This window comes from Mucilaginibacter sp. 3215 (genome assembly GCF_050433785.1).
Lineage (GTDB): Bacteria > Bacteroidota > Bacteroidia > Sphingobacteriales > Sphingobacteriaceae > Mucilaginibacter.
Genome location: NZ_JBNPWO010000005.1, coordinates 18114 through 44079, shown reverse-complemented (window position 1 = coordinate 44079; position 25966 = coordinate 18114). Strand labels below are relative to the sequence as shown.

The 25966-nt window shown below is 43.7% G+C and carries 26 protein-coding genes; 13 read left to right on the top strand and 13 right to left on the bottom strand.

Features of this window, described 5'->3' with window-relative positions; translation table 11 throughout:
- Complete coding sequence (locus tag ABIC84_RS10915) at positions 1-792, top strand: ABC transporter ATP-binding protein (RefSeq protein WP_426583249.1); 792 nt, start codon at positions 1-3, stop codon at positions 790-792.
- Complete coding sequence (locus ABIC84_RS10910; RefSeq protein WP_426583247.1) at positions 789-1619, top strand: MlaD family protein; 831 nt, start codon at positions 789-791, stop codon at positions 1617-1619. Before ABIC84_RS10915 ends, ABIC84_RS10910 begins: the two co-directional genes overlap by 4 nt.
- A 308-nt stretch (positions 1620-1927) precedes the next feature.
- Here the strand turns inward: ABIC84_RS10910 and ABIC84_RS10905 are convergent, their stop codons facing one another.
- The 4 genes from ABIC84_RS10905 to ABIC84_RS10890 form a co-directional block, all read right to left on the bottom strand.
- Positions 1928-2821: a hypothetical protein gene (locus ABIC84_RS10905; protein ID WP_429263581.1), complete on the bottom strand. Its 894-nt coding sequence runs from the start codon at positions 2819-2821 to the stop codon at positions 1928-1930.
- A gap of 65 nt (positions 2822-2886) precedes the next feature.
- Complete coding sequence (locus ABIC84_RS10900) at positions 2887-4116, bottom strand: family 16 glycosylhydrolase (RefSeq protein ID WP_429263580.1); 1230 nt, start codon at positions 4114-4116, stop codon at positions 2887-2889.
- Between the two features lie 41 nt (positions 4117-4157).
- Positions 4158-6035 (bottom strand): glycoside hydrolase family 30 beta sandwich domain-containing protein, encoded by a 1878-nt coding sequence (locus ABIC84_RS10895; protein ID WP_429263579.1) that lies wholly within the window; start codon positions 6033-6035, stop codon positions 4158-4160.
- A gap of 626 nt (positions 6036-6661) precedes the next feature.
- Entirely contained in the window at positions 6662-8914 is a 2253-nt protein-coding gene (locus tag ABIC84_RS10890; RefSeq protein WP_429263578.1) for a transglycosylase domain-containing protein, read from the bottom strand.
- Positions 8915-9029: 115 nt separating this feature from the next.
- Here ABIC84_RS10890 and ABIC84_RS10885 point away from each other — a divergent pair, with 115 nt between their 5' ends.
- From ABIC84_RS10885 to ABIC84_RS10875, 3 genes are all read left to right on the top strand, one after another.
- Positions 9030-10118: an Mrp/NBP35 family ATP-binding protein gene (locus ABIC84_RS10885; RefSeq protein WP_429263577.1), complete on the top strand. Its 1089-nt coding sequence runs from the start codon at positions 9030-9032 to the stop codon at positions 10116-10118.
- Between the two features lie 31 nt (positions 10119-10149).
- Entirely contained in the window at positions 10150-10428 is a 279-nt protein-coding gene (locus ABIC84_RS10880) for a NifU family protein (RefSeq protein ID WP_090532767.1), read from the top strand.
- Positions 10429-10548: 120 nt separating this feature from the next.
- Positions 10549-11178 (top strand): hypothetical protein, encoded by a 630-nt coding sequence (locus ABIC84_RS10875; protein ID WP_091174856.1) that lies wholly within the window; start codon positions 10549-10551, stop codon positions 11176-11178.
- Between the two features lie 120 nt (positions 11179-11298).
- On the opposite strand, the gene ABIC84_RS10870 is transcribed toward ABIC84_RS10875, so the two are convergent.
- Genes ABIC84_RS10870 through modA form a run of 3 tightly spaced genes read right to left on the bottom strand, consistent with a single transcriptional unit; the run spans position 11299 to position 13385 of the window.
- Positions 11299-11925: an ATP-binding cassette domain-containing protein gene (locus ABIC84_RS10870; RefSeq protein WP_429263576.1), complete on the bottom strand. Its 627-nt coding sequence runs from the start codon at positions 11923-11925 to the stop codon at positions 11299-11301.
- The gene (modB, locus tag ABIC84_RS10865) at positions 11922-12593 is read right to left on the bottom strand and encodes a molybdate ABC transporter permease subunit (RefSeq protein WP_426583230.1); all 672 of its coding nucleotides are present in this window, start codon (positions 12591-12593) and stop codon (positions 11922-11924) included. The genes ABIC84_RS10870 and modB overlap by 4 nt, the downstream gene beginning before the upstream one ends.
- A 15-nt stretch (positions 12594-12608) precedes the next feature.
- The gene (gene modA, locus ABIC84_RS10860) at positions 12609-13385 is read right to left on the bottom strand and encodes a molybdate ABC transporter substrate-binding protein (RefSeq protein WP_426583228.1); all 777 of its coding nucleotides are present in this window, start codon (positions 13383-13385) and stop codon (positions 12609-12611) included.
- 520 nt (positions 13386-13905) lie between these two features.
- Here modA and ABIC84_RS10855 point away from each other — a divergent pair.
- Together ABIC84_RS10855 and ABIC84_RS10850 are read left to right on the top strand one after the other, a co-directional pair.
- Positions 13906-15807, top strand: coding sequence for a 7TM diverse intracellular signaling domain-containing protein (locus tag ABIC84_RS10855; protein ID WP_426583226.1), 1902 nt, complete (start codon positions 13906-13908; stop codon positions 15805-15807).
- 167 nt (positions 15808-15974) lie between these two features.
- Complete coding sequence (locus tag ABIC84_RS10850; RefSeq protein ID WP_354485280.1) at positions 15975-16604, top strand: NAD(P)H-dependent oxidoreductase; 630 nt, start codon at positions 15975-15977, stop codon at positions 16602-16604.
- 83 nt (positions 16605-16687) lie between these two features.
- Here ABIC84_RS10850 and ABIC84_RS10845 read toward each other — a convergent pair whose 3' ends face one another.
- On the bottom strand, positions 16688-17698 hold the full coding sequence (locus ABIC84_RS10845; RefSeq protein ID WP_176626316.1) for a LacI family DNA-binding transcriptional regulator: 1011 nt from the start codon (positions 17696-17698) through the stop codon (positions 16688-16690).
- Between the two features lie 208 nt (positions 17699-17906).
- Here ABIC84_RS10845 and ABIC84_RS10840 point away from each other — a divergent pair, with 208 nt between their 5' ends.
- Both ABIC84_RS10840 and ABIC84_RS10835 read left to right on the top strand, forming a co-directional pair.
- A complete protein-coding gene (locus tag ABIC84_RS10840) occupies positions 17907-18272 on the top strand; it encodes a response regulator (RefSeq protein WP_426583224.1) in 366 nt (121 codons plus the stop codon).
- A gap of 120 nt (positions 18273-18392) precedes the next feature.
- Positions 18393-18623, top strand: coding sequence for a hypothetical protein (locus ABIC84_RS10835; protein WP_090532876.1), 231 nt, complete (start codon positions 18393-18395; stop codon positions 18621-18623).
- 5 nt (positions 18624-18628) lie between these two features.
- On the opposite strand, the gene ABIC84_RS10830 is transcribed toward ABIC84_RS10835, so the two are convergent.
- From ABIC84_RS10830 to ABIC84_RS10815, 4 genes are all read right to left on the bottom strand, one after another.
- Entirely contained in the window at positions 18629-18913 is a 285-nt protein-coding gene (locus tag ABIC84_RS10830; RefSeq protein ID WP_426583220.1) for a hypothetical protein, read from the bottom strand.
- An 88-nt stretch (positions 18914-19001) separates the two neighbouring features.
- Positions 19002-19736 (bottom strand): heavy-metal-associated domain-containing protein, encoded by a 735-nt coding sequence (locus ABIC84_RS10825; RefSeq protein WP_426583218.1) that lies wholly within the window; start codon positions 19734-19736, stop codon positions 19002-19004.
- Between the two features lie 190 nt (positions 19737-19926).
- Positions 19927-20487, bottom strand: a complete 561-nt coding sequence (locus ABIC84_RS10820; RefSeq protein WP_426583216.1) for a helix-turn-helix domain-containing protein — start codon at positions 20485-20487, stop codon at positions 19927-19929.
- A gap of 13 nt (positions 20488-20500) precedes the next feature.
- On the bottom strand, positions 20501-21571 hold the full coding sequence (locus ABIC84_RS10815) for a serine hydrolase domain-containing protein (protein ID WP_429263575.1): 1071 nt from the start codon (positions 21569-21571) through the stop codon (positions 20501-20503).
- Between the two features lie 216 nt (positions 21572-21787).
- Between ABIC84_RS10815 and ABIC84_RS10810 the strand changes: the two genes are divergently transcribed.
- Together ABIC84_RS10810 and ABIC84_RS10805 are read left to right on the top strand one after the other, a co-directional pair.
- Positions 21788-22750 carry a heme-binding domain-containing protein gene (locus ABIC84_RS10810; RefSeq protein ID WP_429263574.1) on the top strand — a complete coding sequence of 321 codons (963 nt, stop codon included), beginning with the start codon at positions 21788-21790 and terminating at the stop codon, positions 22748-22750.
- 4 nt (positions 22751-22754) lie between these two features.
- Positions 22755-23231: a hypothetical protein gene (locus ABIC84_RS10805; RefSeq protein ID WP_429263573.1), complete on the top strand. Its 477-nt coding sequence runs from the start codon at positions 22755-22757 to the stop codon at positions 23229-23231.
- Between the two features lie 177 nt (positions 23232-23408).
- Here the strand turns inward: ABIC84_RS10805 and ABIC84_RS10800 are convergent, their stop codons facing one another.
- Complete coding sequence (locus ABIC84_RS10800; RefSeq protein WP_429263572.1) at positions 23409-24902, bottom strand: TonB-dependent receptor; 1494 nt, start codon at positions 24900-24902, stop codon at positions 23409-23411.
- A 274-nt stretch (positions 24903-25176) separates the two neighbouring features.
- Here ABIC84_RS10800 and ABIC84_RS10795 point away from each other — a divergent pair, with 274 nt between their 5' ends.
- Together ABIC84_RS10795 and ABIC84_RS10790 are read left to right on the top strand one after the other, a co-directional pair.
- The gene (locus ABIC84_RS10795; protein WP_090532792.1) at positions 25177-25497 is read left to right on the top strand and encodes an ArsR/SmtB family transcription factor; all 321 of its coding nucleotides are present in this window, start codon (positions 25177-25179) and stop codon (positions 25495-25497) included.
- Between the two features lies 1 nt (position 25498).
- Complete coding sequence (locus tag ABIC84_RS10790; protein ID WP_176626332.1) at positions 25499-25966, top strand: SRPBCC family protein; 468 nt, start codon at positions 25499-25501, stop codon at positions 25964-25966.

Sequence of the window (25966 nt, the reverse complement as noted above, 5' to 3'; positions counted from 1 at the left end):
ATGAAAGAAACAAACCATCATACCGAAGCCGAAAAGGAACCATCAACTCAAAAAGAAGAAGTGGTGATCCGTGCTAAGGGGATCAAAAAATCCTTTGGTAAAAAGCAGGTGCTTAAGGATATCAGTTTTGATTTAAAAAAGGGTGAAAATATCGTTGTACTGGGGAAATCAGGGCAGGGAAAATCGGTTACTATTCAGTGCGTTGTAGGCATGTTACAGCCCGATGGCGGCAGCCTGGAAGTATTTGGTGAAGACATTACCACCATGGATGATGATGAGCTTAAACAGCTTAGGATAAAGATAGGCTTCCTTTTTCAGGGCGGTGCATTGTATGATTCCATGACGGTAAGGGATAACCTGGAGTTTCCGCTTACCAGGGTATTGAAGCTGAAAGACCAGAAAGAAATTAATAAAAAGGTTGAAGGTGTACTGGATGCCGTTGGTTTGCTTGATGCCATAGATAAAATGCCGTCAGATCTGTCGGGCGGGATGCGTAAAAGGGTAGGACTGGCCCGTACACTGATCGTTAACCCCGAAATTATGTTGTATGATGAGCCCACTACCGGGCTTGATCCTATAACATCCCGCGAGATCAGTGAACTGATTAACCGGCTGCAAAGGAAGTATGAGATATCATCTGTCATTATTACCCACGACATGGAATGTGCCCGCATTACGGCCGACCGGATCCTGGTAATGGATGATGGTAAATATATAGCCGAGGGCTCGTACAAAGAGCTCGAAAAATCAGATAACGAAATGGTCAGATCATTTTTTAACGTATCAGCATGAAAACCACGTCTTCTCAAAAAATAAAAATAGGCCTGTTCACCTTTTTAGGATTGGCAGTGCTGTTGGTAGCTGTATTTTTAATAGGCAACCAAAAAAGCCTGTTCAATTCTACCTTTCATGTTTATGGACGGTTTAAAAATGTAAGCGGTTTGCAGGTGGGCAACAATGTACGTTTTGCAGGTATTAACGTGGGAGTGGTACAATCTATTAATATCGTAACCGATAGCTCGGTACGGGTTGACCTTACACTGAATAAAAGCGTTAAAAAGTTTATCAAGAAAGACTCGAAGCTCAGTATTGGCAGCGATGGTTTGATGGGGGATAAGCTGGTAGTAATTGCACCCGGCGGCATTGTAAGCCACGAGGAGATTGAAGACGGCGGCCGTTTAAGTTCGATAAACCCGGTTGATGTGGACAAGATCATTAATAAACTTACCCGTGTGGCCGATAACGCCGAATCATTAACTGAAAATTTAACCGGCATAGTCGCCAAGATTAATAATGGACAGGGCAGTATTGGCCGTTTGTTGAACAGCGATAAAATGGCGCGCGACCTGGAAGGTACCGTTAAACAGGCTCGTACTACCATCAAAACCGTTCATAAAACCACTAACACGCTTAATGAAGATTTGACCGCAGCCCAGCATAACTTTTTGCTGAGAGGTTTCTTTAACAAGAAGAAGAAACGCGAACAACAAAGGCAGGACAGCATCCGCAAAGCGCAGGAAAAAATTCAAGAAGATAAAGAAAAAGCAGCCAAAGAAGCTCAGAAGCAGAAGGAAAAAGCTGCTAAGGAAGCTGCTGATAAGAAGAATGGTAATAATTAAATATTTGATAATGAGTTAATTAAGTTAATATTATAATTGTAGTAACGTGATGAAGATCTAATTTGTTTAGTTCATTCATCGCCACCACCGATGCCATTTAAATGATAAATACCAGTCTTACAAAAAGAAAAATAAATATTTAATTCATGCCCGTAATTGCACCAATGTGCCACGTGGAACCTTTTCGGCGATCTATAGCTGCGCCGGCGATATAAACCGGGGGGAGACAGCTGCGTATGATATTAATTATCTGTAATATAGATAGTTATTGATTAATGCAGTACCGAACGCAGGTGATTTTGAAATAATTAAAATGAAATCTTCAAGCCCCCAAATACCCTAAAGCCAGTCCTGTACGCCCCGTTCATCTGTGTTTTATCCACCTCGCCGCTGTTGAGATAAAGTTCATCGGTACCATTACCTGTTTGCCAGTGCAGGTATCCACTACCAGCCTGGATAGCTACGTGATTTGTGATTGAATACGCCAACGCGCCGCTCATATTTAACCCATATCCATTAGCATGGTGCCGGTAGCTAACCGGGTGCTGAAAAGTGGTGATGAGGTTCCAGTTGCCCCGGGCATTATAACCTACCTGGTTGTAGGTGATATCGGCATTAACCTTCAGCTTTTCAGTGAGTTTTAAAGATGCAAGGGCTTTGATGAATACGCCTTTCCATTTAGTTTGGTAGCTGCTGTTCAAGTTCGGAAAGCGGTTACCACTACCATATAAATAAAGGGATTGCCGGTTATCGCTGTATCCTGCGTAAGGTATAAAGCTAAATTGTTCATTATCAACTAATTTGTAACCTGCACCAAGCGCCCAACCCTGTGTGCTCCCCTTGCCAGCATCAAATGTTTCATTATAGGTATTACCGGTACGGTTATCGGTGCTATAGTCCGAATCATTTACCGAGCCCGAGGTGATAAACTGCCGGGCGTAATCTGCATAAATGTTAAATCGTTGATATACATTATATTGTAAAGAAGCAGCAATGCTTTGCCCGCTCAGCTTTGTCCATTTCAGTTCCGAAAAAACATTGGGGCTTTGACCATTGCTATTGCCGGCTATCGACCAGTGAAAATTCTCTTTCTGATAGCCATCGGTAAGATTAAACTCCAATTTGTTTCTGCCCGATTGGGCATATAATGTACGCAGGCCTATTATTAACCACAGAAAGCAAAAGCCGGTAAATTTTTTCATGGCAGGTTTATATAGCAAGTAAGCCTGCCCTTTTAAAAAGAGCAGGCTAAATATATCATTTTAAATTATTGGTTTACGCCAAAAGCTTCCCAGCCCGATGCCGTTGCACGGTTACAGGTCATAGGTTGCGTACCATTTTCGCTGGAAATAAACTTGCCGTTGTTGCCCCTGAATGTAATTTTACCATCGGTGGTAGGCACCCAGTCAAATTTTTCCCAGTCGCCTATAGTAGTACGGTTACAGGTAATGGCTTGTGTACCGTTTTCGCTTGATACGTATTTACCCATCGCCTGAAGAGCAACTTTACCGCCCCCGGCATCAACTACAGTAAATTGCTCCCATGCTGATGCAGTAGCACGGTTACAATTCATGGCTTGTGTGCCATTTTCGCTGCTAACATATTGGTTATTAAAACCTTTTAAAGTGATAGTTTGACCAATAGGAGGGTTTGTGCTGCTGCCCGACAGGTCATAAACCCTTACGTAATCAACCACCATGTTGCAGGGTAAAGCGCCATCGTTAATGGTATTACCGGGCAAATCGCCGCCGATGGCCAGGTTAAGGATAATAAAGAACGGATTATGAAATGCGCCGGTATTGTTGATATTATTGGCAATATTACCGGTTACATACAGCGTATTATCCACATACCAGCGAATAGAATTGGTATCCCACTCAACCGCGTAGGTATGGAAACCTGTTGGCGTGGTGGTAGTGCTGCCTCCATATTGTACGTGGCCGCCGTTATTGTACCAGTGCATGGTACCTAAAATAGTACTGGAGGTGTTTACCTGCTCCATAATGTCAATTTCGCCGCATTGCGGCCAGTTTACAGTACCGATGTTTGCGCCCAGCATCCAGAAGGCGGGCCATGTACCTTGTACTGCCGGCAGCTTAATGCTTGCCTCAATACGACCATAGGTTGGCTGGAATTTACCTGCTGTAGTCAGTTTGGCCGATGTATAAGGCTGGCCTCCAACGGATTGCTTGCGGGCAGTAATGGTAAGGAAACCGCCTGACACCGTGGCGTTTGCCGACTGGTAATATTCTTTTTCATTATTGACATTGGGGTTGCCGTTATCAATGTTCCAGTTGTTGGTGTTAACACTGGTGCCGTTAAACTCGTCGCTCCATAGCAGTGTGCCTGCCCTTGGCGTGGTTGTTGATCCTGCCGTTTCATCGGCTGTTTTAATGGTAGGTGAGGTTTTGTTCAGGTCCTTGCTGCAGGACGAAATTAAAAGCATGAATGCCGATGCAGTAGCGGCACACTTCGCAAAATTTAAAAGTTGTTTCATAATGATAGTATTGGTAAATAATTGATTGGTTTTGTAAGTAGTTATTGGTTTATACCAAAAGCTTCCCAACCTGATGCTGTTGCACGGGTACAGGTCATGGGTTGTGTACCGTTCTCGCTGGATATAAATTTGCCGTTGTTGCCGCGGAGGGTAACCTTACCATCGGTTGTGGGGATCCAGTCAAATTTTTCCCAGTCGCCAAAGGTTGTGCGGTTGCAGGTTATGGCCTGTGTCCCGTTTTCTGACGATACATATTTATTCATGGCCATCAAGGCTATTTTGCCCCCACCGGCATCAACCACGGTAAATTGTTCCCATGCTGAGGCGGTAGACCGGTTGCAATTCATGGCCTGCGTGCCGTTTTCGCTGCTTACGTACAGGTTATTAAAGCCTTTAAAAGTAATTATTGAACCTATGGGCGGGCCTGATGCTGAACTTTGGGTGCCGGTCCATTTAAAGGTTGCTACAGCGCCCGCCGCTAAAGTGTAAGTAAAAGATTCCGCGCCCCATTTAACTTTAAAGCTTACGCTTGATGAGCCATTGTTAAGGGCGATAAGTACTTTGCTGCCGTCAGAATTTTTGAAGGCCACGTTTTGGATACTGCCCGATAAATTGGAAGAAATCCGCACAGCGCCCGGGCGTACAAACCGCGATGCATGACCGATAATGTAATAACCAACATTTCGGGTAATAGAAGTACCGCTAACAGTGATACCTCCCAAACAGGTACTGCAGCCGCCCGGTGTATGCGGATTGTTGTTTGGGTCGGAAGCTAGGTTCCATTCCAAAACATTGCGGCTCCAGTTGCGGGTAGCGCCAATAATGAGTGTATTAACATGCCATGACAGATCGCCGCCAAAATTGCTTGGTGCGCCAACCCATTGCTCGGTGAAATAGACGTTTTTATTTGGATAGGCGTTGTGCACATCGGTTAGTGAGCTGATATTGCCCGCATACAGGTGAAACGCTGATCCGTCAACATAGGGATTGGCGCCGCCATCAGCTAACACGGTTTCGGGATAATCAATCCTGTCGGTATTGTGGTCATAGGCAATGATTTTGGTTTGAAAGCCTGCCGCCCTGATTTGCGGGCCGAGGTTGTTTTTAATAAAATTGGCCTGCTCATCCGGCTGCATTACCATACTTGGGTTGTTGTATGGGTTAAGCGGTTCATTTTGAGGGGTAATGGCATCAATGGTAATCCCCTGTGCCTGCATGGCCTGCAGGTATTTTACAAAATAGCGGGCATAGGCGTCATAATAACCCGCTGCTGTATTGAGGCTGCCGCCTGTGTAGCCGTTGTTGCCGGTGGTGTTCACCTTCATCCAGGTAGGGGCTGTCCAGGGAGTGGCTATAATTTTGATAGACGGATTTATGGCTATGATCTTTTTCAGAATCGGTAGCAGGTCCTGGTTTTCGGCGCTGATACTGAAGTTGTTCATGTTAAAATCGCCGGCCGTTTGGTTGTAGGTGAAATCGCTTGAGCTAAGATCGGAGGCACCGATGCTGATCCGGATATAGCTGATCCCGATTTGGCCGTTAGCTGTGCCGAAAAGCTCGTTAAGCACATTGGTTTGGTTGGCGCCAAGGCCGTTAAGTAGTCCGGCACTGCCCCCGGTTAAAGTAAAGCCGAAACCGTCTATTCCCTGGTAGGTTTGGTTTTCGTCTACTGTAATAGTTGTTGCATTAGTACCGGCATCGGCACTAAAATTAAAGCTGGCTTGTGCCTGTAAAAGCTTTGATTGATCGGCAGTAGTAACCCAGGCATTCACTACTTCGTTAGCGGCCCGTGCTACGGTGCCGCTTGTTTTTTGATTGGGTGCTTCGTTGTTGTTCACATTCTTTTTACAAGAGTAAAAAGCAGCGGTGGAGAGCAGGGTGAGGACTGCGAACCGCTTTAATTGGTAATTGATTTTCATTGAGTTGTATATTTAGTTGATTGATATTCAAAAAAATATCACATAAGCCCCTATGCAACAGTTCAATATTTGTAACAATATTTAACTGTTGCTTAAGAATATCAAAGCATTGGTCAGGGTAAATACGCCCGACCGTTACTGTTTTCCATGAAGCAGGTTTATGCGTAGCTTAAAATTGGCATTACAAATCTACAGTAATTTAAACGGATCAATCAAGAAAAATGTTCATAATTAATTGATTTATAGTGTATTATGTATAATTTAATACGCTTGCATCACAGTGTTAAAAAGGGCAAAAATTAGTTTAAATAGCCTGTGCAACGTTTCTGTTGCGATGAGATTTTTTTTGTGATACGCTTACTTCGCAATTAATTTTAAGTAAAAAAGAGAGGGAAGGGTAGCCTCAGACTATATATGCGCGGATATATTTAGATATGAATTAATCTGTAAACTGTTTAGGACGATACAATTGGAGGTTGAGGTATCATATTAATTTTAACTTTTTCCAGAAAGCACAAGTCATCATCCCTCATGCCAGCCGCACAAGACTTGCTCCAAAAAGGAAGACGCAAAAACGGACATTCTGCCAAGCAGAATGTCCGTTTTTGCGTCTCGTTTACGCTCAGTTATGGCATCTTATCTTTCAATTCTTTTTCCTTTTCCCGTTCTTCGTCCTTCAGCCGCCGTTTTTCCTGCCGTACTTCTTTTCGTGTCCGGCCGCCGGTGGTATCCACAGCGTCAATCTTGAGTTTATATTCGGCTTTCAGTGCTTCTATCTGGGCTTTGAGCTGCTCCTTTATCGTTTGTTCTTTTTGTTTCAATTTTTCCTCGGCTTTTTCTTCGGTGGTATCTTTTTTACCAAAAAGGCGCTGGAAAAAGTTAGGCCTTTTTACAGGCTCTTCAACAACTGGCAAAATACCATCGTCATCTGCTCCGCCTTGTTTCATAAGGCTATCAGCAGTAGCAGTATCAACAGGGGCAATCTGGCGGCGCAGACCTTCCCTTAACCGCACTTCGTAAAATCCGTAAGCATTGGTATCCCGGGCGGTATAACCCTTCATAGCCATCAGTTTACCAATCAGGTTAAAGTAGCCATGCAGTCCCGGTCGTAAGGTACCGTCAGGCTGAAAAGCGTATAAACCGCCTTTAGGGTAGGGGACAATGCTGGCCAGGTAAATACTTTCTCCCAAACTAAGTTCAGACGGCGATTTGCCAAAGTAATAATGCGAAGCCTCGCCGATACCGTAAATATTACGGCCCCATTCAATAATGTTAAAGTAAACCTCCAGCATCCTGTCTTTGGTCATGATGCGGTTATTTTCAATAAGCCATACAATCAGAATCTCTTCTATTTTGCGCGACAGGGTTTTCTCCCGGCTCAGGTAGGCGTTTTTAACCAACTGCTGCGATATGCCGCTGCCGCCGCGTTTGTACTTCTTTGTTTTAAAATCGGTAGCTATTGATTTGCGGATGGCTTCCATCACAAAGCCATGGTTGGTGTAAAAAGATGGATCTTCGGCCGTCATTACCGCGTTTCTCAAATTGGGTGAGATCTGCTGCAGCGGTGTAAACTCTGGGTTTTCGGGGCCTATCAGGTGTGGGGCCATTGGTTTGCCCTTTTCATATGGTGTATATACAAATGGGCTGTTAAGCTTGGTTAAATCGGTACGTCCAAATTTCAGGATCCGGAAATTATCTTTATCCATGCCCGAGTCAAATATCAAATCGTCGGGCTTTGAAGAATCCATGTAAAAATTCATGTGGTAATTCAGCTTGCCGGCAACCTGGATCCCGTCAAGGGCATCAAACATCCCGGTAGGGAATGAATCGAAAATATCGGTCGCATTAAGCCAGCCGGTATTGAGCTTCAGCTCATAAATTTTTACCGGGTTAAGCGTGTACTTAACGTATGGGTGCGCGGTTAACTTTTTTATATGGATAAGCGAAGTACTATCGATAGATATGTAATTAGTACCAACTTTAACATCAGCATCAATTGCTGCTGCAGGGAGTACAATATCAGTAGACGAAATGCCCGGATGGCGAATAAGCAGGTTTTTAACCGACCATGAACCCGAGATCCTGGTTTCACCGCTGCTGTGGTCTTCCTCGGTAAGTTTGGTTTGCAGAGTATCAAAATTAAGCTTCAGGTTAAATTTCTTTTCAATGATAGGTAGCTCTACTTTTTTGCCATCGGCATAAAGCATTACGTCGATATCCTTATCCGACGGATGCATTTTGCCGGCGAAATGCCAGGTGGCTTCCCCGTCATTAACTTTTATGGTTGAGCTCAGCTGCCCGTCTTTGATCTGGGCGGTTTGCGCTAAAAGTTTGAGCTGATCGCTGTCGCTCTTAAAACTGATCCTGAAATTATGGAGCGATAAGTTATCCGGAATCTTATAAAGCAACTGGTTGATCAGGTTATCGGCAAGATGGCTCAAATCGGCTTTGGTATCGGTGGCTGTTGAGTCCTTTTTCTTTTTGAAAAGAAAATCGAAATTCTTGACCCCGTTTTTATTAACAAGGCTAATGAAGCCATCCTGCAATACCACATCTGATAGTTTTACCTCACCAAGCACCAGCGGCATTATCCGTACACTTACCACAAAATTTTTGATGTTCAGCAAACTATCGCGGCCATCCGGTACGATGCTGATATCCGAGAATGAAACGGTGCTGAGGCCCGTAAACTTTGCCGATCCTATTTTTACATCTAAATTATAATCCCTCTTTGCTTTTAATTTAGCTTTGTCAATGGCTTTTTCGAGCAGGGCTCCACGTTTTGAGTAGGCAACATATCCGCCGATAAGCAGAATAAGAATTAAGGGAACGAGAATGTATGCGGCTATGCGTATATATTTAGGATTAAGGCGCTTCATTTGTTAATTTTATCCAAAACTAAACTAAATCTTATCCCCTGCAAACGGTTGTTTTTGCAAATTGTTTCCTGATAAACTTAATCAACCACCTGTTTTCATAAATTTGCCTCATATTATGACAATTACTAAAGAACAAGTTTTACAGGCACTGGGCAACGTTGAAGAGCCGGATCTGAAAAAAGACCTGGTAACGCTCAACATGATCCAGGATATTCATATTGATGGCAACAACGTTAGCTTTTCGGTGATCCTGACTACGCCGGCCTGCCCGCTTAAGGCCATGATCGAGAATGCCTGCCGTAATGCTATCCTGCATTTTGTAAGCAAAGAGGCCGTTATCAATATCAACATGACCTCGCGCGTAACTACTCAAAAAAATACCGGGGTTCCGGGTGTAAAAAATATCATTGCCGTAGCTTCGGGCAAGGGTGGTGTTGGTAAATCAACGGTTGCGGCAAACCTTGCTTTGGGTCTGGCGAAATCTGGTGCAAAGGTGGGAATGATCGATGCCGATATTTACGGTCCTTCGGTACCCATTATGTTTGGGCTGGAAGGAGCGCGCCCTATGGCCAGCCAGGTTGACGGCAAAACCCGAATTGAGCCGATTGAAAAATACGGCATTAAATTGCTGTCGATAGGTTTCTTTACCGATCCTAATCAGCCGGTGCCATGGCGCGGACCGATGGTATCTACCGCTGTAAAACAACTGTTCAATGATGCCGACTGGGGTGAGCTGGATTACCTGGTGATAGACCTGCCGCCGGGTACAGGCGATATTCACATCACGGTAACGCAAAGCTTCCCGGTAACAGGCGCTGTAATTGTTACCACGCCGCAAAATGTAGCCCTTGCCGATGCTAAAAAAGGTATTGGTATGTTTATGATGCCAGCTATTAATGTGCCTATACTGGGGGTGGTTGAAAACATGTCGTACTTTACACCTGCCGAACTGCCCGAAAACAAGTATTACATATTTGGTAAAGGCGGTGGACAAAAACTGGCGGCACTGCTTGATGTTCCGTTCCTGGGCGAAATCCCGCTGATTAAAGGCATTAGTGATTCGGGCGATGCCGGTAAGCCAACGGTGCTTGAAGAAGACGGCCCGATGACCGCTGCTTTTGTGAAAATGGCCGAGCGTGTTGCCCAGCAGGTGGCCATATCAAATGCCAAAGCATTGAGTGCAGAAAATATTGTAAATAATTAATAACTTTACATAACGTTATAAATTAATAAAAATGAGTTTATTAAATCAGGTTGAAGCAGCTTTAGATACTATCCGTCCGTATTTGGAGGCTGATGGGGGGAATGTTTCTGTTGAGGAGATAACTCCTGAAAATGTTGTTAAATTAAAGTTGTTGGGTTCATGCGGATCATGCCCAATGAGTATCATGACCCTTAAAGCAGGTATTGAGCAGGCTATTAAAAAAGCTGTGCCCGAAATTACCGCCATTGAGGCCATAAACCTAACGGACATTGATGACCCCAATGCCGTGCTTCCCGAAAATTTAAGGTAGTTGTTAAGATTTGTTAAATCCCCGGTTCAATTGGGGGATATGACTTATTTTTGATGAAGTTTAAAAACTATTTTGGCGCTCGCAGCGTAATATATGTTGAGCTAAGTAGTTAATGGTTTTATGAAATATTTATTTGGTTTACTGCTGTTATTTGTTTCAATGGGCGCTTTTGCACAAAGCAAAGATCGCCCCGTTGTGCAATTTACCGGTATTACACATAATGCCGATAGCGTAAAGATCACCATCCCTTATGTAACCATTACCAATACTTCGGCACATAATATTATTAACGTATCAAACTATAAGGGATACTTTTCATTTGTAGTACATGAGCGCGATACCCTTCGCTTCACCTGCGTTGGCTATGCCCCGGTTACCGTGGTTATTCCATCCAATCTGCCAAATGAAAGTTATACTACCCAGGTATCCCTGAAAGCGCAGATCATCAACCTGCCTACATTTCACGTGTTTCCATGGGCCACTACCGATGAGTTTAAAAAAGATTTCCTGGCTATAAAACTTGCTGATGACGATTTGGAGATTGCCCGCAAGAATATCAGCAAGGCAACCCTATCGGCCCTGTACAATACTTTGCCCCGCGATGCCCAGGAAATACAATCAGCCAATGCGCAGGCTATGCACACCAGCATCCTGAATTCGCACTCGCTTACACCCAATCCGCTGTTAAACCCGCTGGCATGGGGTAGCCTCATCAAGTCAATATCTGACGGAGATAAGAGTAGTAAATAATCAAGATTTAAACACCACCAGTTTTTCTATAAACTTAAGTATGTCTACTTCGGCGGCCAGAGGCCGTTTAATAGTTGACACCCGGCTGGAGCCGAGCGGCGGCGGAATGCTTATGAAGGGTTAAACCAATCCCTCAAAATTCATTACCTCACCATCAAATATTTCCAACTCCTGCAAATTATGACTTACAATAATTGTTGTGGCCCCCAATTGCTTAATCAGCGGCTTAAGCTCTTCCAACAGCAAAGTTTTCATCTTGCTATCCAGTGCCGAAAACGGTTCATCCATTAAAAGCAGTTTGGGTTTGGTAGCCAATGCCCTCAAAATGGCCAGCCGCTGTTGTTGCCCGCCGGATAAGTGATCGGGCTTGTGAGTGGTAAAGTTATCCAGTTGTCCCAATTGCAGCAGGCGCTTTATCCAGTCGGTATCATTGCTGGCATACTCCAGGTGTTGCTGCACCGTCATGTTCGGGAACAGGGCATAGTTTTGAAATACGAAGCCGATATGCCTTTTTTGCGGCGATAAATTGATCAGTTGTTCATCATCAAACCAGGTAATTCCGTCCGCTATGACCTTCCCTTTTCGTGGCGCTGACAGACCGGCTATTATTTTAAGCAATGTGGTTTTTCCGGACCCCGAAGGCCCCCAAATTTTGGTAACGCTGCCGGAAACAAACTGCCGTTTTATCTTCAGCAATTGTCCGCCATGATAGGCTTTCAGTTTTATTTCAATATCTACGCTGATCATGCTAAGGGGCCTTTCGCCTGGTATTTATTGAACATAAAAACAGCTATCACCAACACAAAAGTGATGGAAAATAAAATAAGCGAATAGTTGTTGGCCGAGGCATAGTCCATCTTCTCTACCGAATCGTACACCGCGATGGATGCCACCCTTGTAATACCAGGGATATTGCCGCCAATCATCAGCACAACACCAAACTCACCCAGCGTATGGGCAAAGGTTAAAACCGCGGCGGTTAATAATGATGGTTTGATGTTGGGCAGCAGTACATACCTGAACGTTTGCCATTCGGTTTTACCCAATGTGTATGACGCTTCGGCTAATGAAACCGGCAATTGCTGCAGAGCGGATTTTACAGGACCCACCATAAAAGGCATACTATAAATTACCGAAGCCAGGACCAAGCCCGGAAAGGAAAAAACCAGTTGCACATCAAAAGTGTCATGCAGCCATTTCCCTAAACCATGCTGCGGACTAAAAGCCAGCAGCAGATAAAAGCCCAGTACCGATGGCGGCAACACCAAAGGCATAGTAATAATTGCTTCGAAAATGATCTTGATAAACGATCTTCCCCTTGAAAGCCACCAGGCAAATGGCAGCCCGATAAGCAGTAGCAAAAGCGTGGTGATGCCTGCTAATTTTAATGTGAGCCATATGGGCGATAGGTCCATCGATAAAAATACAAATTATTGTACCCTATAACCATAGGCTTTAAAAATACTTTTAGCGGCCGGGCTTAAAATGTACCGGTAAAATTTTCCGGCCGCAGGGTTTGCCGCACCGTGTTTCAGGATCACCATGCCCTGCAGTATGGGGTCGTAAGTTTTGGGATCGACGACCGTATAAAACAGCGGTGTTTTATCTCCCAGTTCCTTTACCAGCGATTGGGTAGTGAAACCGATATCGGCCACGCCTGTGGTAATGTAAGTATTTACCTGAGATATGCTTTCTCCATAAACGGCCTTCGATTTGGCATCATCCAAAATCCCCTTATCCCCGAGCAATTGCTCGGCGGCTTTGCCATAAGGTGCTATAGCCGGGTTTGCTATGGCGATTTTTTTTATCCTTGCCGAAAGCAGCAGGCGTTCCCAGTTTTCAAAACCAATGTTTTGCGTACTGCAAATGATCAGGCTGCCCGAGGCATACACTACCGGTTTTTCCTTTGCAAAACCATTTTTAAAAAGCGTTTCGGGAAAGGCCATATCTGCCGATAGAAACACATCAAACGGAGCTCCATTACTGATCTGAGCTACCAGCTTACCCGATGAGCCTATAACAACATCAATAGTAATTCCTGTTTTTTGCTTAAAATCTTTTTGTAAAACCTCCATTGCCGGGTGCAGGTTAGCAGCTGCCGCCACCCGGATATTTTGGGCGTTTACGGTTAAGCTTGCTGTAAATAGCAGGGCGAATAAAAAAAGAATGCTTTTTTTAAGCCCGGTATTGTAATGTTCGCTTTGCATCGGTTTTATAGTTTTTAGCTTGCAGGCAACAGTTTTCGTTTTGGTAATGAAGCACATCGTGATTTTTGAAAAGCGATGTTTTGATGCCCTAACACTACAAATATACGCTTGTTATAACCAATAGCGGTTCATATATTAGTCATGTTAAGTTATCTGATAAATCAAGTTTTAACAATGATAAAACGCTCAGGCACCGCGCGCCGGCTTTAAAAATACGCCTGATGAGAAATGTCATTGTTGTTTTTTAGGCGTGGCCCTTTAATATGAAATAGATGGAAAAACCGCTTCGAACACTTTAGTAAATGGGCCTGTGACTATTTATGTATAGTAATTCCCGGATATTAACAACAAATAGCTAAAAATTAACATTTTAAATAACTGTTTAATGTACTTTTAATAGGAATAGAAAAATAAAAATATTATAATTGTATCCGGCCTGACGCTAACCAAACAACCATTTCTTTCGCGCCTGTAGTGAAACCACCATTACAGGTGCGGAATACATCCATTTCCCAAGCCTATGTTTAAACTTTTACTGAGATCTTTTATCGGTATTATATTGTTTTGCTTATGCTTTTCAACAGGCATAGCTCAAACCACGGTTCAAATAAGCGACAAAGTAAACCAGCACATTTTTGAATATAAGCAGATAGTTTATTTTGAGGATACAACCGGAAAACTTAGCCTCGATGGTATTCGCGACGCTTACTTAGCAGGCAAATTTGCAGCTAACCAGGAGCCTACCCCCGTTACTCATCACAACAATTCGGCTTATTGGTACCGCATAAAAATTGGTAAGGCCAATGCCACCAGCAACAACTGGATCCTGGAGTTTTTTGATCAAACTATCGATAGTATTACCGTTTATTCGCCCGTTAACAATACTTACCGGGCAACCTCGCTTGGCAGCAGTCGCCCTTTTGCCGCGCGCTTTTACAAACACAAAAACTTTAGCTTTAATATCAACAGCAACCAGGGCCCCGATGACGCTTATTATATCCGCATCCGTTCGGGGCATTCGGTTAATGTGATCATGGTATTGCGTACGGTAAGCCGCTTTATTGGTTACGCGCTCGACGAATATTTTTTCTTTGGTGTTTTTTACGGTATGATCCTGGTTTTTGGCCTGTACAATTTCATGATGTTCATAGCCATGCGCCAGGTGCAATACCTGTATTACATCATTTATAACTTAAGTATTGGCCTTTATGAAATGTGTGCCGATGGCATAGCTTACCAGTATATCTGGCCAAACTATCCCGGCTGGAACAATTACGCGTATGGTATCGCCCTGTTCTCGGCCAGTATTTTTGCCATCCTTTTTGCTCAAAGCCTGCTCAATTTAAAAGTTAATGCCCCGCGCTTAAATAAAGTGATCAAAGGGGTGATCATTTTCAGGTGTATTTATTTCCTGGCCTGCATTACCATTAATATGGCCTGGTTTAACTACAAGATCATCGAGTTTTTGCCGCTGTGCATTTCTTTTTATGCGGGTTGTTATGTGTTGATAAAAGGGTATAAACCGGCGCGGTTCTTTGTTATCGGGTATACGTTTTTACTTACCGGCTTTGTTATTAAAAGCTGTATAGCACTAAATATCTGGTGGCTGCCCGTTACCGAGTTTGATTACTACAGTCTTAGTATTTGTTTTATTATGGAGATGCTGTTCATCTCTTTTGCTATAGGCGATAAAGTGCGGATCCTTAAAAAAGAAAAGGATGTTGCCCAGCAGGACATTATTGCTCAGATGAAACAAAACGAAGAGCTGAAAGATACCCTGAACCGCAGCCTTGAAGCCCAGGTGCAGGAACGCACCCGCGAGCTGGTTGAAAAGTCATCAATGATAGCGGAGCAAAATGAGGAGCTTAAATCAGTTAATGAGCTGCTGCAACAACAGGCCGAAGAGATCTCGCGCATGAATGTACTCCTCGAAAAAGATAACATTATCCTGCATAATGACATTGAAAAAGTAACCCACGATAGGGTAATGCTCACCGAAGTTGACTTTGAAGAGTTTAGCCGTATTTATCCCGATAGGGAAACCTGCTTCAAATTCCTGTCCGACCTGAAATGGGAGCAAGGCTATGCCTGCCGCAAATGCAGCAATACACATTACGGCAGCGGCCACCTCCCTTACAGTCGCCGGTGTTCAAAATGTGGTTATGAGGAGTCGGTAATAGCTTACACCATACTGCAAAATACCCGGATCCCTATCAATAAAGCTTTTTATATGATCTTCCTGATGTATTCAACCAAGGGTAAGATCTCGTCACACAAACTTTCCGAAATTCTTTCTATCCGTCAAAGCACTTGCTGGGCTTACAGCTCGCGCATAAAAAAAGTAATGGAGCAGCGTAAAAAAGAGATCAAAAACGCGGGAAATAAAGGGTGGAGTAAATTAGTGATCGACACGAATGCTTAACAACAGGATAAGTCAGGCGAAATTCACCCCCAAAGCTGTATGTAAGGATGCACTAAAGGCATGTCATCTATTTCCACTTAATAGGGGGAATAATTATCTATTTACAATTGCATGGCTAAACATATATGTTTAAACATCTACATTTGTTTCAACATTTGAAAATAATCATGTCATTAGTAGAAAAATTACAATGGAGATCGGCCGTTAAGAAATTCGATCCCAACAAAAAAATAAGCGCAGAACAGTTAGAGGCTTTAAAAACAGCCATTCAGTTAGCACCATCATCATTAGGCCTGCAATCATATAAGGTGATTGTTGTGCAGGATGCAGAGACAAGAAAGAAATTACGGGCCGTTGGGTACGACCAATCGCAGATTACCGATTCATCGGCTCTGTTTGTGTTTGCTTCATTAACTAACCTTGATGAGGATTTTGGTAAAAAATTCATTGACCTTGTTGCTTCAACCCGCAGCATTGCCCGTGAAAGCCTTGCTGGTTATGAGCAAATGGTATTAGGCACCCTGGCCAGCCGTACCGATGAGCAAAAAGTTGAATGGTCACACAAACAGGCTTATATTGCTTTAGGGGTTTTATTGGCTGAAGCTGCAGAAATTGGGGTAGACGCGGGTCCAATGGAAGGTTTTGACGCTGCGAAATTCGACGAGATCCTGGGCTTGAAAGAAAAAGGCTTAACTACCTCGGTAATTGCCGCAGTAGGTTTCCGTGCCGAAGACGACGCTTACAGCAAAATGCTAAAAGTACGCAGGCCGCAAAGCGAGCTTTTTATTGAAGCGTAATTTTAGGTTGATTAGGTGAGTGGTTGATTGAGTTAAGTGGTTGCGGCTGCCGAAACAAAACCACTCTCTTAATCAACTATTCACTACTCACCAATCGAAGACTTCCTGATAAACAGTTTTGATTTCAATACATGTTGCTTTTTAGGAGCGGAGCCGTTGTTTTCCAGCACATCGAACAGTAAAGTTGCTGCCTTTACGCCCATTTCGTAAGCGGGTTGCGTTATGGTTGAAAGAGGAGGAGAAAGGAGCGGGGCTACCCTGAGGCTTGAAAAACTAATCACTTTCAGATCGTTAGGTATCGAAATGCCAAGGTCATTACAAACGTAGTAGGTGGCAAAAGCCAAACGTTCAACCGAACTGAAAATACCATCAGGCTTGATTACCTGTAAGGCCTTTTTCAAAATCTTATAATTTTCCTTTTCATCGTTACTGCAATCAATAACCAGGGTATCATCAAACACGATCTTGTGCTTAGCCAGCGCATCCATATAGCCCTGCATCCGCACTTTACCTATTGAAATACTTTTGTTAACCACCAGGTAAGCAACCTTTTTGCACCCGGTTTTAATAAGATGTTCGGTTGCGGCGAAGCTGGCGTCATAGTCGTTAGTAGTTACTTTGGCGGCTTCAATATCCTCATAAACGCGGTCGAAAAAAACCACAGGCACATGCTTTTTTTCCAGCTGGCGCAGATAGTTGTGGTCACTGGCCTCGCCGGATACCGACATGATAATGCCATCGGCTTTACCATTGTTAAGGTAATTTACAAACGATACTTCCTTTTCAAAAACGTCGTCGGTGCGGTAAAGCAAAATGTAGAATCCCTTTTTACGGGCAACCTCTTCAATGCCATTGATAGCCTGCGAAAAAAAGTCGTTAGCTATTTCGGGAACGATAACAGCCAGGGTTTTGGTCTTTTTATCGCGGAGGTTACTGGCATAATGGTTGGGCAAATAGTTATGTTGTTTGGCGTATGCTAAGATCCGCTCTTTGGTGTCTTTATTAATATCAGTATTTCCATTAAAGGCCCTCGAGATGGTTGATGTGGAGATATTGAGTTCCTTTGCCAGTTTTTTGATATTGATATTGTCCATTTTCGCTCGCTAAATCTATTTCCTATAGGCCAAATGTAATAAAACAGATCAATTGTGTTTAAACATTAAGGCCATAATTGTCAAAATATCATTACAAAAGATAGCTCTATCGGGAATAGCTCCCTGCCTGGACGACAAGAGGTTAACTGTAAGTTAATCAGTGGCATGCGGTTTGCATGACATTAGTACAAAAAGCAGGACCTGGTTTATGGCAAAACGAATTTTGATAGTTGATGATAGTGAGCTGATGATAGAGGTAATGACCTACATCCTGCTTGGTAAAGGTTACGAAGTAGCCTCGTCAACCCATGCCCATGAACTTTTCAGGATTATAAAAGCATGCCACCCTGACCTTGTGATCCTGGATATTGTTAATAAAAGCATGGACGGCCGTGAGCTATGCCGGCTCATTAAATTGAACCGGGCCACTAAAAATCTTCGTGTAATTGTTTGTTCAGAAAATGAGGAAACCGAAGCACATGAACCGCAAAAAGGAGCGCCGGATGATGTTTTGCACAAGCCGTTTGGCATGAACAGCCTGATCCATAAGGTTCAGTTGCAGCTGGCGGCCTGATTAAATGTGCAAAATAATGATCTGTAAATTAACCTGTTAATGTAGAAATTTGTTATCGCCCGCCGCCTGTTGTTGCTTTTGTAACATGGGATACGTATGTTTACCGTAGAGAAGATAAAGATGGGATTGCCACTAAGAATAACTTTTAACGATACCGACCACGTGTATCAAATTAATACCTCGCCAATTACCCCAACCACCAGCGAACTTGAGATCCTGTTAAATGGCGAGAAAATAATCCTTCAAAAAGACGCCCGCCGTGTATGGGTACAAAAAGGCGAAGGCCCGGTAATTGACCCCGAATTTGCGCAAGCTTTGGGACGCTCGGTTGCTTTGAGGTTTAGGATGTAAACGAGTTAATTAACGGCGACAGCCGTTAATATCAAAAAATTCTCTCCCTTTAATTTTTTGAGCGAGGATAATATCGGGGTTTGGTTTTCTATTTCCAGGATCAATCCAATAAAAAACCCGCCGGAACTTTTATGGCCAATTTCTACGCTTTTTATTTTGATGACCTCATCATTAAAGCAAACGAAGTCTCCGGCTGCAATTGTTCCCCGAATAATCTCGCCGGTGATAACTAATCCGCGACCAGTAATATTAAACCAATCCTGTAGAAGGAATTGTGCGGTGTTTTGCATTAGATTAAAGTACAAAAAAAATGTCATTTCAACGAACAGGACGAGGAAACCCGCTTCCGCTCCCTTGAAATGACATTTGCTGGCTGCCTTACATCATTCCCAACATCACAACACCCATCAAAATCATTAACCCATCCTCAATAATAGTTACTGTGCTCATGGGCAAATTAAACACCGCGCCAAGGCATGCACAACGGATCTGCCTTTTGCTGAAAACACTTTGCAGCACACCAATCAGGCTTATCGTCATCACCGCAACCATAACGGCGTTAACCGTTACCGGCGCAATGTTAAGCGCAAAGGCAAGGCCTAAACCCAGTTCAACAAAAACATATACGTAGCCCCATCCGCGCCAGCGTTTGGCCACCACATCATACATGGCATAGCTGTCGGCAAAGCCCGCAAGATCCAGCAGTTTAAAAAAGGAGAATACCAGGAAAAAGCCGCTCATGAAAACGCGCATGGCCGTAGTGATGTTAAATCCGCCTGTATAGCGTCCGGCAATTATTGCTGCTGCTAAAATATAACCAAAAATGAGCAGGATCGGCTTGTAGGTTTGCAGCCAGGTGCGGTTTTCAGCAGCATCTGTCGTGCTCATATGGTGATGATGTACCTCTGCTTCGCTAAGCTGGTATTTAGGATAAGCAGCAAGAGCTTGTTGAAGATCGCCTGTTGATACGTGCTTTTTCATGGTGATGTCGGCAGTGCCTTCGGCTAAAGAGATCTCAACTTTTTCGATGTTGGGAACCTGCTGTAACAGGCCCTGCACTTTAGCCAGGCAGCCGGTGCAGGTCATGCCGGTGATATTATAGGTATGTGTCATGATAATTTGTATTTGTTGATACAAAATTACCATGAGCCGGCAGTGGAGTTATTACGGTATTATGGGTATGATTTATAAGATTTACAGTTCGACACGAAACGCTCAGCAAGCCGGCCACAATTTGATCGAATTACACGAACCATTGCAGAATAAATTCGTGTAATTCGTTTCAATTCGAAAAATTCGTGCTTTAAATATCTTCCAGGTTTGTGCGTTTACTACCCTGAAGGGCTTTAAAGGCAGATGGCGTCATCCCCGTTACCTGTTTAAACTGGCTGGATAGGTAGGCAACACTGCTATAGTTTAATTGAAAAGCGATTTCGGAAAGACTACGTTCATTATAAACCAGGAGTTCCTTCACTTTTTCAATTCGCTGGGCTATGTAGTATTTTTCGATGGTTGAGCCTTCTACAGCCGAAAACAGGTTGCTCAGGTACCCATAATCATAATTAAGTTTTGAAGTAAGCAGCGCCGAAAGCTTTAAGGGCGATTGCGTTTCGGCGTAATGCACATGCTCAATGATGAGGGTTTTGATCTGTTCAATAATACGGCTCTTTTGATCGTCAATGAGTTCAAAACCAAGGGTATTTAACGATGTTTCCAATCGTTTAAGTTGACCCGGGGTAGGGGCTTCTTTAATCTCTACCTCACCAAGATCAACGGAAACTGGCTGCAGCCCGGCTTTTTCCAGCTCGGTTTTCACCATTATTTTGCAGCGGCTGCAAACCATGTTTTTTATGTACAGCTTCATGGCTGCAAAACTACTATTTTACTACTTCATCCACCAGTTGTTTCAGTTCGCGATAACGCTGTTGCCTGCCATCGTTTTTAATATAAAAAGTCATCATAAAGGCGGCGTACTTTTTATCCTTGTCTATCCACGGAAAGCTCCCAAACAACCCCGGACTGCTTACGGTATGGGCATCAAATACCCACTCGCCGTAACCGTAACCTAAACCGCCGGCCTCGGCAGGAGAATAGGCGATCTTAACGTCAGCGGTGATCCTGTTTTCCTGCATCTGGGCTATACTATTTTCGTTCAGGATACGCTTTCCGTTAAAAATGCCCCGGTTCATGATCATGGTCAAAAAGTTCAGGTAATCCTCGGGAGTACTGTAGGCCCCGCCCGCGGGCAGGGCTACTTTGGCATTTCCAAAATCAGTATGCTGCATATTAAGCGGCCTGGCAATACGTTCGGCAAATAAGGTTTCAAAATTTTTGCCGCTGATTTTTTCGATGATAGCCCCGGCAATTTGCAAGCCGGCATTGCTGTAGTGAAAAACCTTGCCGGGTGTACCTTCCATCGGTAAGGCTGCTATATCGGCTATTGCATCATCCATCGAGTTATCCTGGCGCATATCTTCTAAACTTTCTTTTAATGGCGGCGTTTTGATCCCGGTTTGGTGCGACAGGCATTGACCAATGGTGATGCCGCCCTTGCCATGTCGCGATAGTACAGGCAAATATTTGCCAACTGTATCGCTCAATTTTAGCTTTCCCTCATCAACAAAGGTCATCACCAAAGCGGCACTAAGCCATTTGCTGCAGCTGGCAATAGCCACCTTTGAAGTAGACTTATAGTCATCCAGATCAGCCTTTTTGCCTTGTTTGCGGGCTACCATGCGGGCAACAAATTTTTGCCTCATGTTCATATCATTAACTGCGTGGTTGTAAACCACCCGGCCATTTTTATAAACAACAAGCACCACCCGGCCACCCATTTCGGGTGCGTGGTCATTTAGCCAGTTATCAACTTTGGTAAAATTGTATTGCCCATTTACTTTAATAGCGCTAAAGGAAATAAGTATTAGTAGTAAGATAGATCTTGCTTCCATTTTTGAGGGTGATTGATGCGTTTGTTTGACTGCTACGCTAATTTAAAGTTTATTCATACATGCTGATTATATTGATGGCGACGAGCACAAAAGCAGCGCGATTTGTAGTCTCACCTTCCTTTTTTCTTTATTCAACGATTATTTGCACCCGCCTAACTAATTGTTACATTTATTATAAGGGATTGTACTTTTCTTTGTATTGCAAACCGAATGGCTATGAAAACCAACAGAAAATCCTTGTATCAACGAAAAGCGTTCCTTATCATCCTGATTTTATTTGCAGGCTTTTTGTGCATCCAGTTTGTGCGCCCGGATGTTCCTAACCCGCCGGTAACGGGCGATCTGGAAGCCCCGGCAGATGTTAAGGCTATTATTCAACGTGCCTGTTATGATTGCCATTCAAACAACACCAATTTACGCTGGTACGATAAAATAGTCCCCATTTACTGGGGGGTGGCATCCCATATCAAACAGGGCAGGGCCGACCTTAATTTTTCCGAATGGAATAGGCTCGCGCCGGCCGATCAGAAAGGCAAACTCTGGGAGTCGGTAAATCAAATAATAGCCGGAGCAATGCCTTTGCCGGGTTATACCGCTGTTCATACCGGCGCAAAAGTATCAGCAGCCGATCTTGCTGTTTTGAAGAACTATCTTGCTTCAATGGTGCACAGCAAGCCTGCCGATACGGCGGTTATCAATGCCGCCGACAGGCAATATCAGTATTGGCAAAAAAACAAAACAGCAGTAAGCAAATTGCCGACAGCGGCCAACGGCATCTCTTATATCCCCGATTATAAAAACTGGCAGCCTATCAGTACTACTGAGCGTTTTGATAATAACACCCTGCGCGTAATCTTCGGTAATGATATTGCCGTGAAAGCGATCAAAGAAAACAAGATCCACCCCTGGCCAAACGGCGCCATATTTGCTAAAGTGGCCTGGGCGCAACTACAGGATAAAGACGGGACCACCCATACCGGCGAGTTTAAGCAGGTGGAATACATGATAAAAGACGATAAAAAATATGCATCTACCTATGGCTGGGGATGGGCGAGGTTTAAGACCCCGAAGATGGTGCCGTACGGCGGTGCAAATGTAATGTTTACCACAGAATGTATGAATTGCCACAAGCCGATGGCTGCCGAAGATTTTGTATTTACCCAACCAATTAAACACTAACCCCATGAAAGCATTATATAGTTTACTCGCTGTATGCAGCTTAATGTTTGCGGCCTGCTCCGATAACAAACCGGTTGAATTGTACAACACCAAAGCCGCGTTGCCATCATCCCCGAAATATAACCTCGATGGTTTGAAGGTAATCACTTCATTTGTTAATAAGACCAAAGGAACAGCCTCAACACTTTACGGGAATGACCTGGCTTTGAAATCGGCAATTGATGGAAACAAAACAGTTGGCGCTAATGAAGTATTTACACTGGTAACCTGGAAGCAACAGGATGACGACCATTGGTTTGGCGCAAAGATCCCATCAAATGTTGAATCGGTTGAAGTGATTAAAACTACATCGCCTGGTAATAGCGTAGCTGTTAATTATCAACAACTTAATGGTAAGGCGCTCGACTTAAAAGCAGATACTTCGGGCCAGTCTGAAAGGATTAAATATATCCTTGGGCAAAAGCCTTCTGTTTTGCCGTAGCAATAGAATAAGCTTTTTACAGTTTTGGGCCGTGCGATTCCCTTCTTGAGAGGAGTGGAGGGAGTGTGTTTCTGTTTTGATAAGTCTATCGCAAAGACACACCCCTGCTACCACTCATCCCTCCGCGCCCTCTCAAGAGGGAATTTAAGAAAAGCCTTGAGCCTTCTGCTTTTAGCTTTAAGCTATATCTATTTCAGTCCGATCACCGTCTTGAGGTGGGACTTCAAGTGTTTTTACCGGTTCTAACCCGGAGGCATATCCAAACAGGCGGCGTTCTTTGATTATCGTAGCTACCTCCGCAGGTACAAACTCTTCCCAGCCATCGGCGCCAAGTTTAATCAGCTCAAGCACATTGTCGGTTTCAACGTTGAGGTTATTTTCGTTATAATGCCTGATATCTTCTATTTTATTGTTGGCTATCAGGTACCGGTACAGATCAATCAGGTGTGGGGGAAGGTAAAAACGCAGGCAATTCCAGATCACACCATCGCGCAGGGTAGGGTATATAAACAGTTTCACCTTACGGCTAAACAACGTAGCGAACGACTCTAAAATGCCGCCCGGCAAATCTTTATAATGTTCTTCAGAGAAGATATACTCCAGGTTAGGGAAACCAAGTACCACGCCCATTTTAAGTTTGGTGATCTTTGAAAGATAGGCCACCAGTTTATAATACTCGTGAAAATTAGAGATCATCACCGTTTGGCCCAGCGAGCCGAGGATATCTACACGGTCGAGAAAGTCCTTCTCGTCAATATCGGCATTGATATCGGCGTTACGTTCTTTAAGGGCCTGGAGGGTAAGCTCGGTAACAACAACAACATTGTCCTTATCAACATCCGATTCCTGTAAAAACTGTTTAACACCGGTGTTCAACATATCCATGTGCACGTTGATAACCGGGCGAAAACGGCCGCGTACCATTACGATATGCTTTTTGTATAAAACCTCAGATGGTTGCAGGTTTTTACCATCGGGCCCAAACAGTGCCGCATCCGAAAAGCCGTATTTTACCAGGTGAAGGCTCATGAGCCGGTTATCAACTTTGGTAAAGTTTGGGCCTTCAAAGCGGATCATGTCTATCTGGATCCTGTCGCGCGAGAGGTTATCCATCAGCGAAAGCAGGAATACCGGTGGAATCTCATTATAATAAAAGCAGGCATACATCAGGTTTACACCCAATATCCCTACAGCCTGCTGCTGCAGGTTATTGTCATTATCCAGCAGCTTAACGTGGATCACCACATCATTGTACTGCCCGTTCGGCTCCAGCTGAAAGCGTACGCCCATCCAACCGTGGCCTTCATTTGTTTTATTGTAATTGAGGGCCGATATGGTATCCGCGAAAGCAAAAAAAGTTGAAGTATCGCCACGCTGCGTACCAAGGCGTTCAATGAGCAGCCCATATTCATGACCAAGCATGGCCATCAGCCGCGGTTCGCTTACATAACGGCGGGTTTGTTGTACCCCATAAATAGCATCTGAAAAAAGCATGTCATAGGCCGACATGGTTTTGGCTATGGTGCCGGATGACGCCCCGGCTTTAAAAAAGTTTGCTGCTACGTCCTGTCCTGCACCTATTTCGGCAAATGAGCCATAAATTTCGGGGTTAAGATTAATGGCCAGCGCTTTTTGTTTGGTCCCAATATCTTTATTGTGAATGGCATTCATACCCATTAAATTATTATAGTTTACTGTTACCAGTAGTATAACCTTGCTAAGAAGGTCTAAAATTACACTTTTTTAAGCGAAGGCGTGTTAAGAATGTATTACAAAATAAGCAATGGGCTCGTTTTATTACGTTCAGAAAATAAATTAATGTGCTTTTGACAGATATTCGGGCTTGATATTCAGGGCCATCAGATAAAGGTTCCAAAAAAAAAGAAACAAAAACATTTGCGTAGTTAAATGGCTACATTTATATTTGTAGTCAAATAGCTACACGATGAATTTAAGACGAGATGTATTTCAAGCCATAGCCGACCCAACCCGAAGGGCCATCCTTTTACTGGTTGCTACACAAGCGATGACCGCTGGTGTAATTGCATCAAACTTTGACACCGCCCGGCCTACAGTTTCTAAGCATCTGCAAATACTTACCGAGTGCGAATTGCTTAAACAGGAGCAAAACGGCAGGGAGATCTATTATCATATTAATGCAGAAAAAATGAAAGATGTGGCCGACTTCATTGAACCGTTCCGCGCAATGTGGGAAGACAGGTTCAACAAATTAGAAACTATTATGAAAAATTATAAAGGCAAATAACATGGAACAAAAAACAAAAATAGATGCTGAAAACGGCAAACAGGATTTAACCATTACAAGAGTGTTTGACTTACCGGTCGAACTGCTTTTTAAAGCCTACATGGAGCCCGAAATTGTTGAGCAATGGATGGGAACAAAAGTGCTGAAGCTTGAAAATAAAAAGCACGGCAGCTGGCAATTTGAAACAAAAGACCCGCATGGAAACGTTGTTTTTAAAGCCAACGGAACAATTCATGAGTTTATCCCCGGGCAAAAGATCACCCGTACGTTTGAAATGGATAACGCGCCCTTTGATGTGCAACTCGAGTTCCTGGAGTTTGAAAAGCTTACCGACGATACCAGCAAGCTCAATATGCATGTGGTTTACCGAACGCCCGAACTGAGAGACCAGATGCTTAAGCTGCCTTTTGCCTATGGTATAAATATGGCCCATAACCGCCTGCAGGAAGTAGTAAACAAATTGAAATAA

Bases quoted from the DNA above. Each gene is read 5' to 3' on its own strand.
- ABIC84_RS10915 (WP_426583249.1), top strand. From the start codon at position 1: ATGAAAGAAACAAACCATCATACCGAAGCCGAAAAGGAACCATCAACT.
- ABIC84_RS10910 (WP_426583247.1), top strand. From the start codon at position 789: ATGAAAACCACGTCTTCTCAAAAAATAAAAATAGGCCTGTTCACCTTT.
- ABIC84_RS10905 (WP_429263581.1), bottom strand. From the start codon at position 2,821: ATGAAAAAATTTACCGGCTTTTGCTTTCTGTGGTTAATAATAGGCCTG.
- ABIC84_RS10900 (WP_429263580.1), bottom strand. From the start codon at position 4,116: ATGAAACAACTTTTAAATTTTGCGAAGTGTGCCGCTACTGCATCGGCA.
- ABIC84_RS10895 (WP_429263579.1), bottom strand. From the start codon at position 6,035: ATGAAAATCAATTACCAATTAAAGCGGTTCGCAGTCCTCACCCTGCTC.
- ABIC84_RS10890 (WP_429263578.1), bottom strand. From the start codon at position 8,914: ATGAAGCGCCTTAATCCTAAATATATACGCATAGCCGCATACATTCTC.
- ABIC84_RS10885 (WP_429263577.1), top strand. From the start codon at position 9,030: ATGACAATTACTAAAGAACAAGTTTTACAGGCACTGGGCAACGTTGAA.
- ABIC84_RS10880 (WP_090532767.1), top strand. From the start codon at position 10,150: ATGAGTTTATTAAATCAGGTTGAAGCAGCTTTAGATACTATCCGTCCG.
- ABIC84_RS10875 (WP_091174856.1), top strand. From the start codon at position 10,549: ATGAAATATTTATTTGGTTTACTGCTGTTATTTGTTTCAATGGGCGCT.
- ABIC84_RS10870 (WP_429263576.1), bottom strand. From the start codon at position 11,925: ATGATCAGCGTAGATATTGAAATAAAACTGAAAGCCTATCATGGCGGA.
- modB (WP_426583230.1), bottom strand. From the start codon at position 12,593: ATGGACCTATCGCCCATATGGCTCACATTAAAATTAGCAGGCATCACC.
- modA (WP_426583228.1), bottom strand. From the start codon at position 13,385: ATGCAAAGCGAACATTACAATACCGGGCTTAAAAAAAGCATTCTTTTT.
- ABIC84_RS10855 (WP_426583226.1), top strand. From the start codon at position 13,906: ATGTTTAAACTTTTACTGAGATCTTTTATCGGTATTATATTGTTTTGC.
- ABIC84_RS10850 (WP_354485280.1), top strand. From the start codon at position 15,975: ATGTCATTAGTAGAAAAATTACAATGGAGATCGGCCGTTAAGAAATTC.
- ABIC84_RS10845 (WP_176626316.1), bottom strand. From the start codon at position 17,698: ATGGACAATATCAATATCAAAAAACTGGCAAAGGAACTCAATATCTCC.
- ABIC84_RS10840 (WP_426583224.1), top strand. From the start codon at position 17,907: ATGGCAAAACGAATTTTGATAGTTGATGATAGTGAGCTGATGATAGAG.
- ABIC84_RS10835 (WP_090532876.1), top strand. From the start codon at position 18,393: ATGGGATTGCCACTAAGAATAACTTTTAACGATACCGACCACGTGTAT.
- ABIC84_RS10830 (WP_426583220.1), bottom strand. From the start codon at position 18,913: ATGCAAAACACCGCACAATTCCTTCTACAGGATTGGTTTAATATTACT.
- ABIC84_RS10825 (WP_426583218.1), bottom strand. From the start codon at position 19,736: ATGACACATACCTATAATATCACCGGCATGACCTGCACCGGCTGCCTG.
- ABIC84_RS10820 (WP_426583216.1), bottom strand. From the start codon at position 20,487: ATGAAGCTGTACATAAAAAACATGGTTTGCAGCCGCTGCAAAATAATG.
- ABIC84_RS10815 (WP_429263575.1), bottom strand. From the start codon at position 21,571: ATGGAAGCAAGATCTATCTTACTACTAATACTTATTTCCTTTAGCGCT.
- ABIC84_RS10810 (WP_429263574.1), top strand. From the start codon at position 21,788: ATGAAAACCAACAGAAAATCCTTGTATCAACGAAAAGCGTTCCTTATC.
- ABIC84_RS10805 (WP_429263573.1), top strand. From the start codon at position 22,755: ATGAAAGCATTATATAGTTTACTCGCTGTATGCAGCTTAATGTTTGCG.
- ABIC84_RS10800 (WP_429263572.1), bottom strand. From the start codon at position 24,902: ATGAATGCCATTCACAATAAAGATATTGGGACCAAACAAAAAGCGCTG.
- ABIC84_RS10795 (WP_090532792.1), top strand. From the start codon at position 25,177: ATGAATTTAAGACGAGATGTATTTCAAGCCATAGCCGACCCAACCCGA.
- ABIC84_RS10790 (WP_176626332.1), top strand. From the start codon at position 25,499: ATGGAACAAAAAACAAAAATAGATGCTGAAAACGGCAAACAGGATTTA.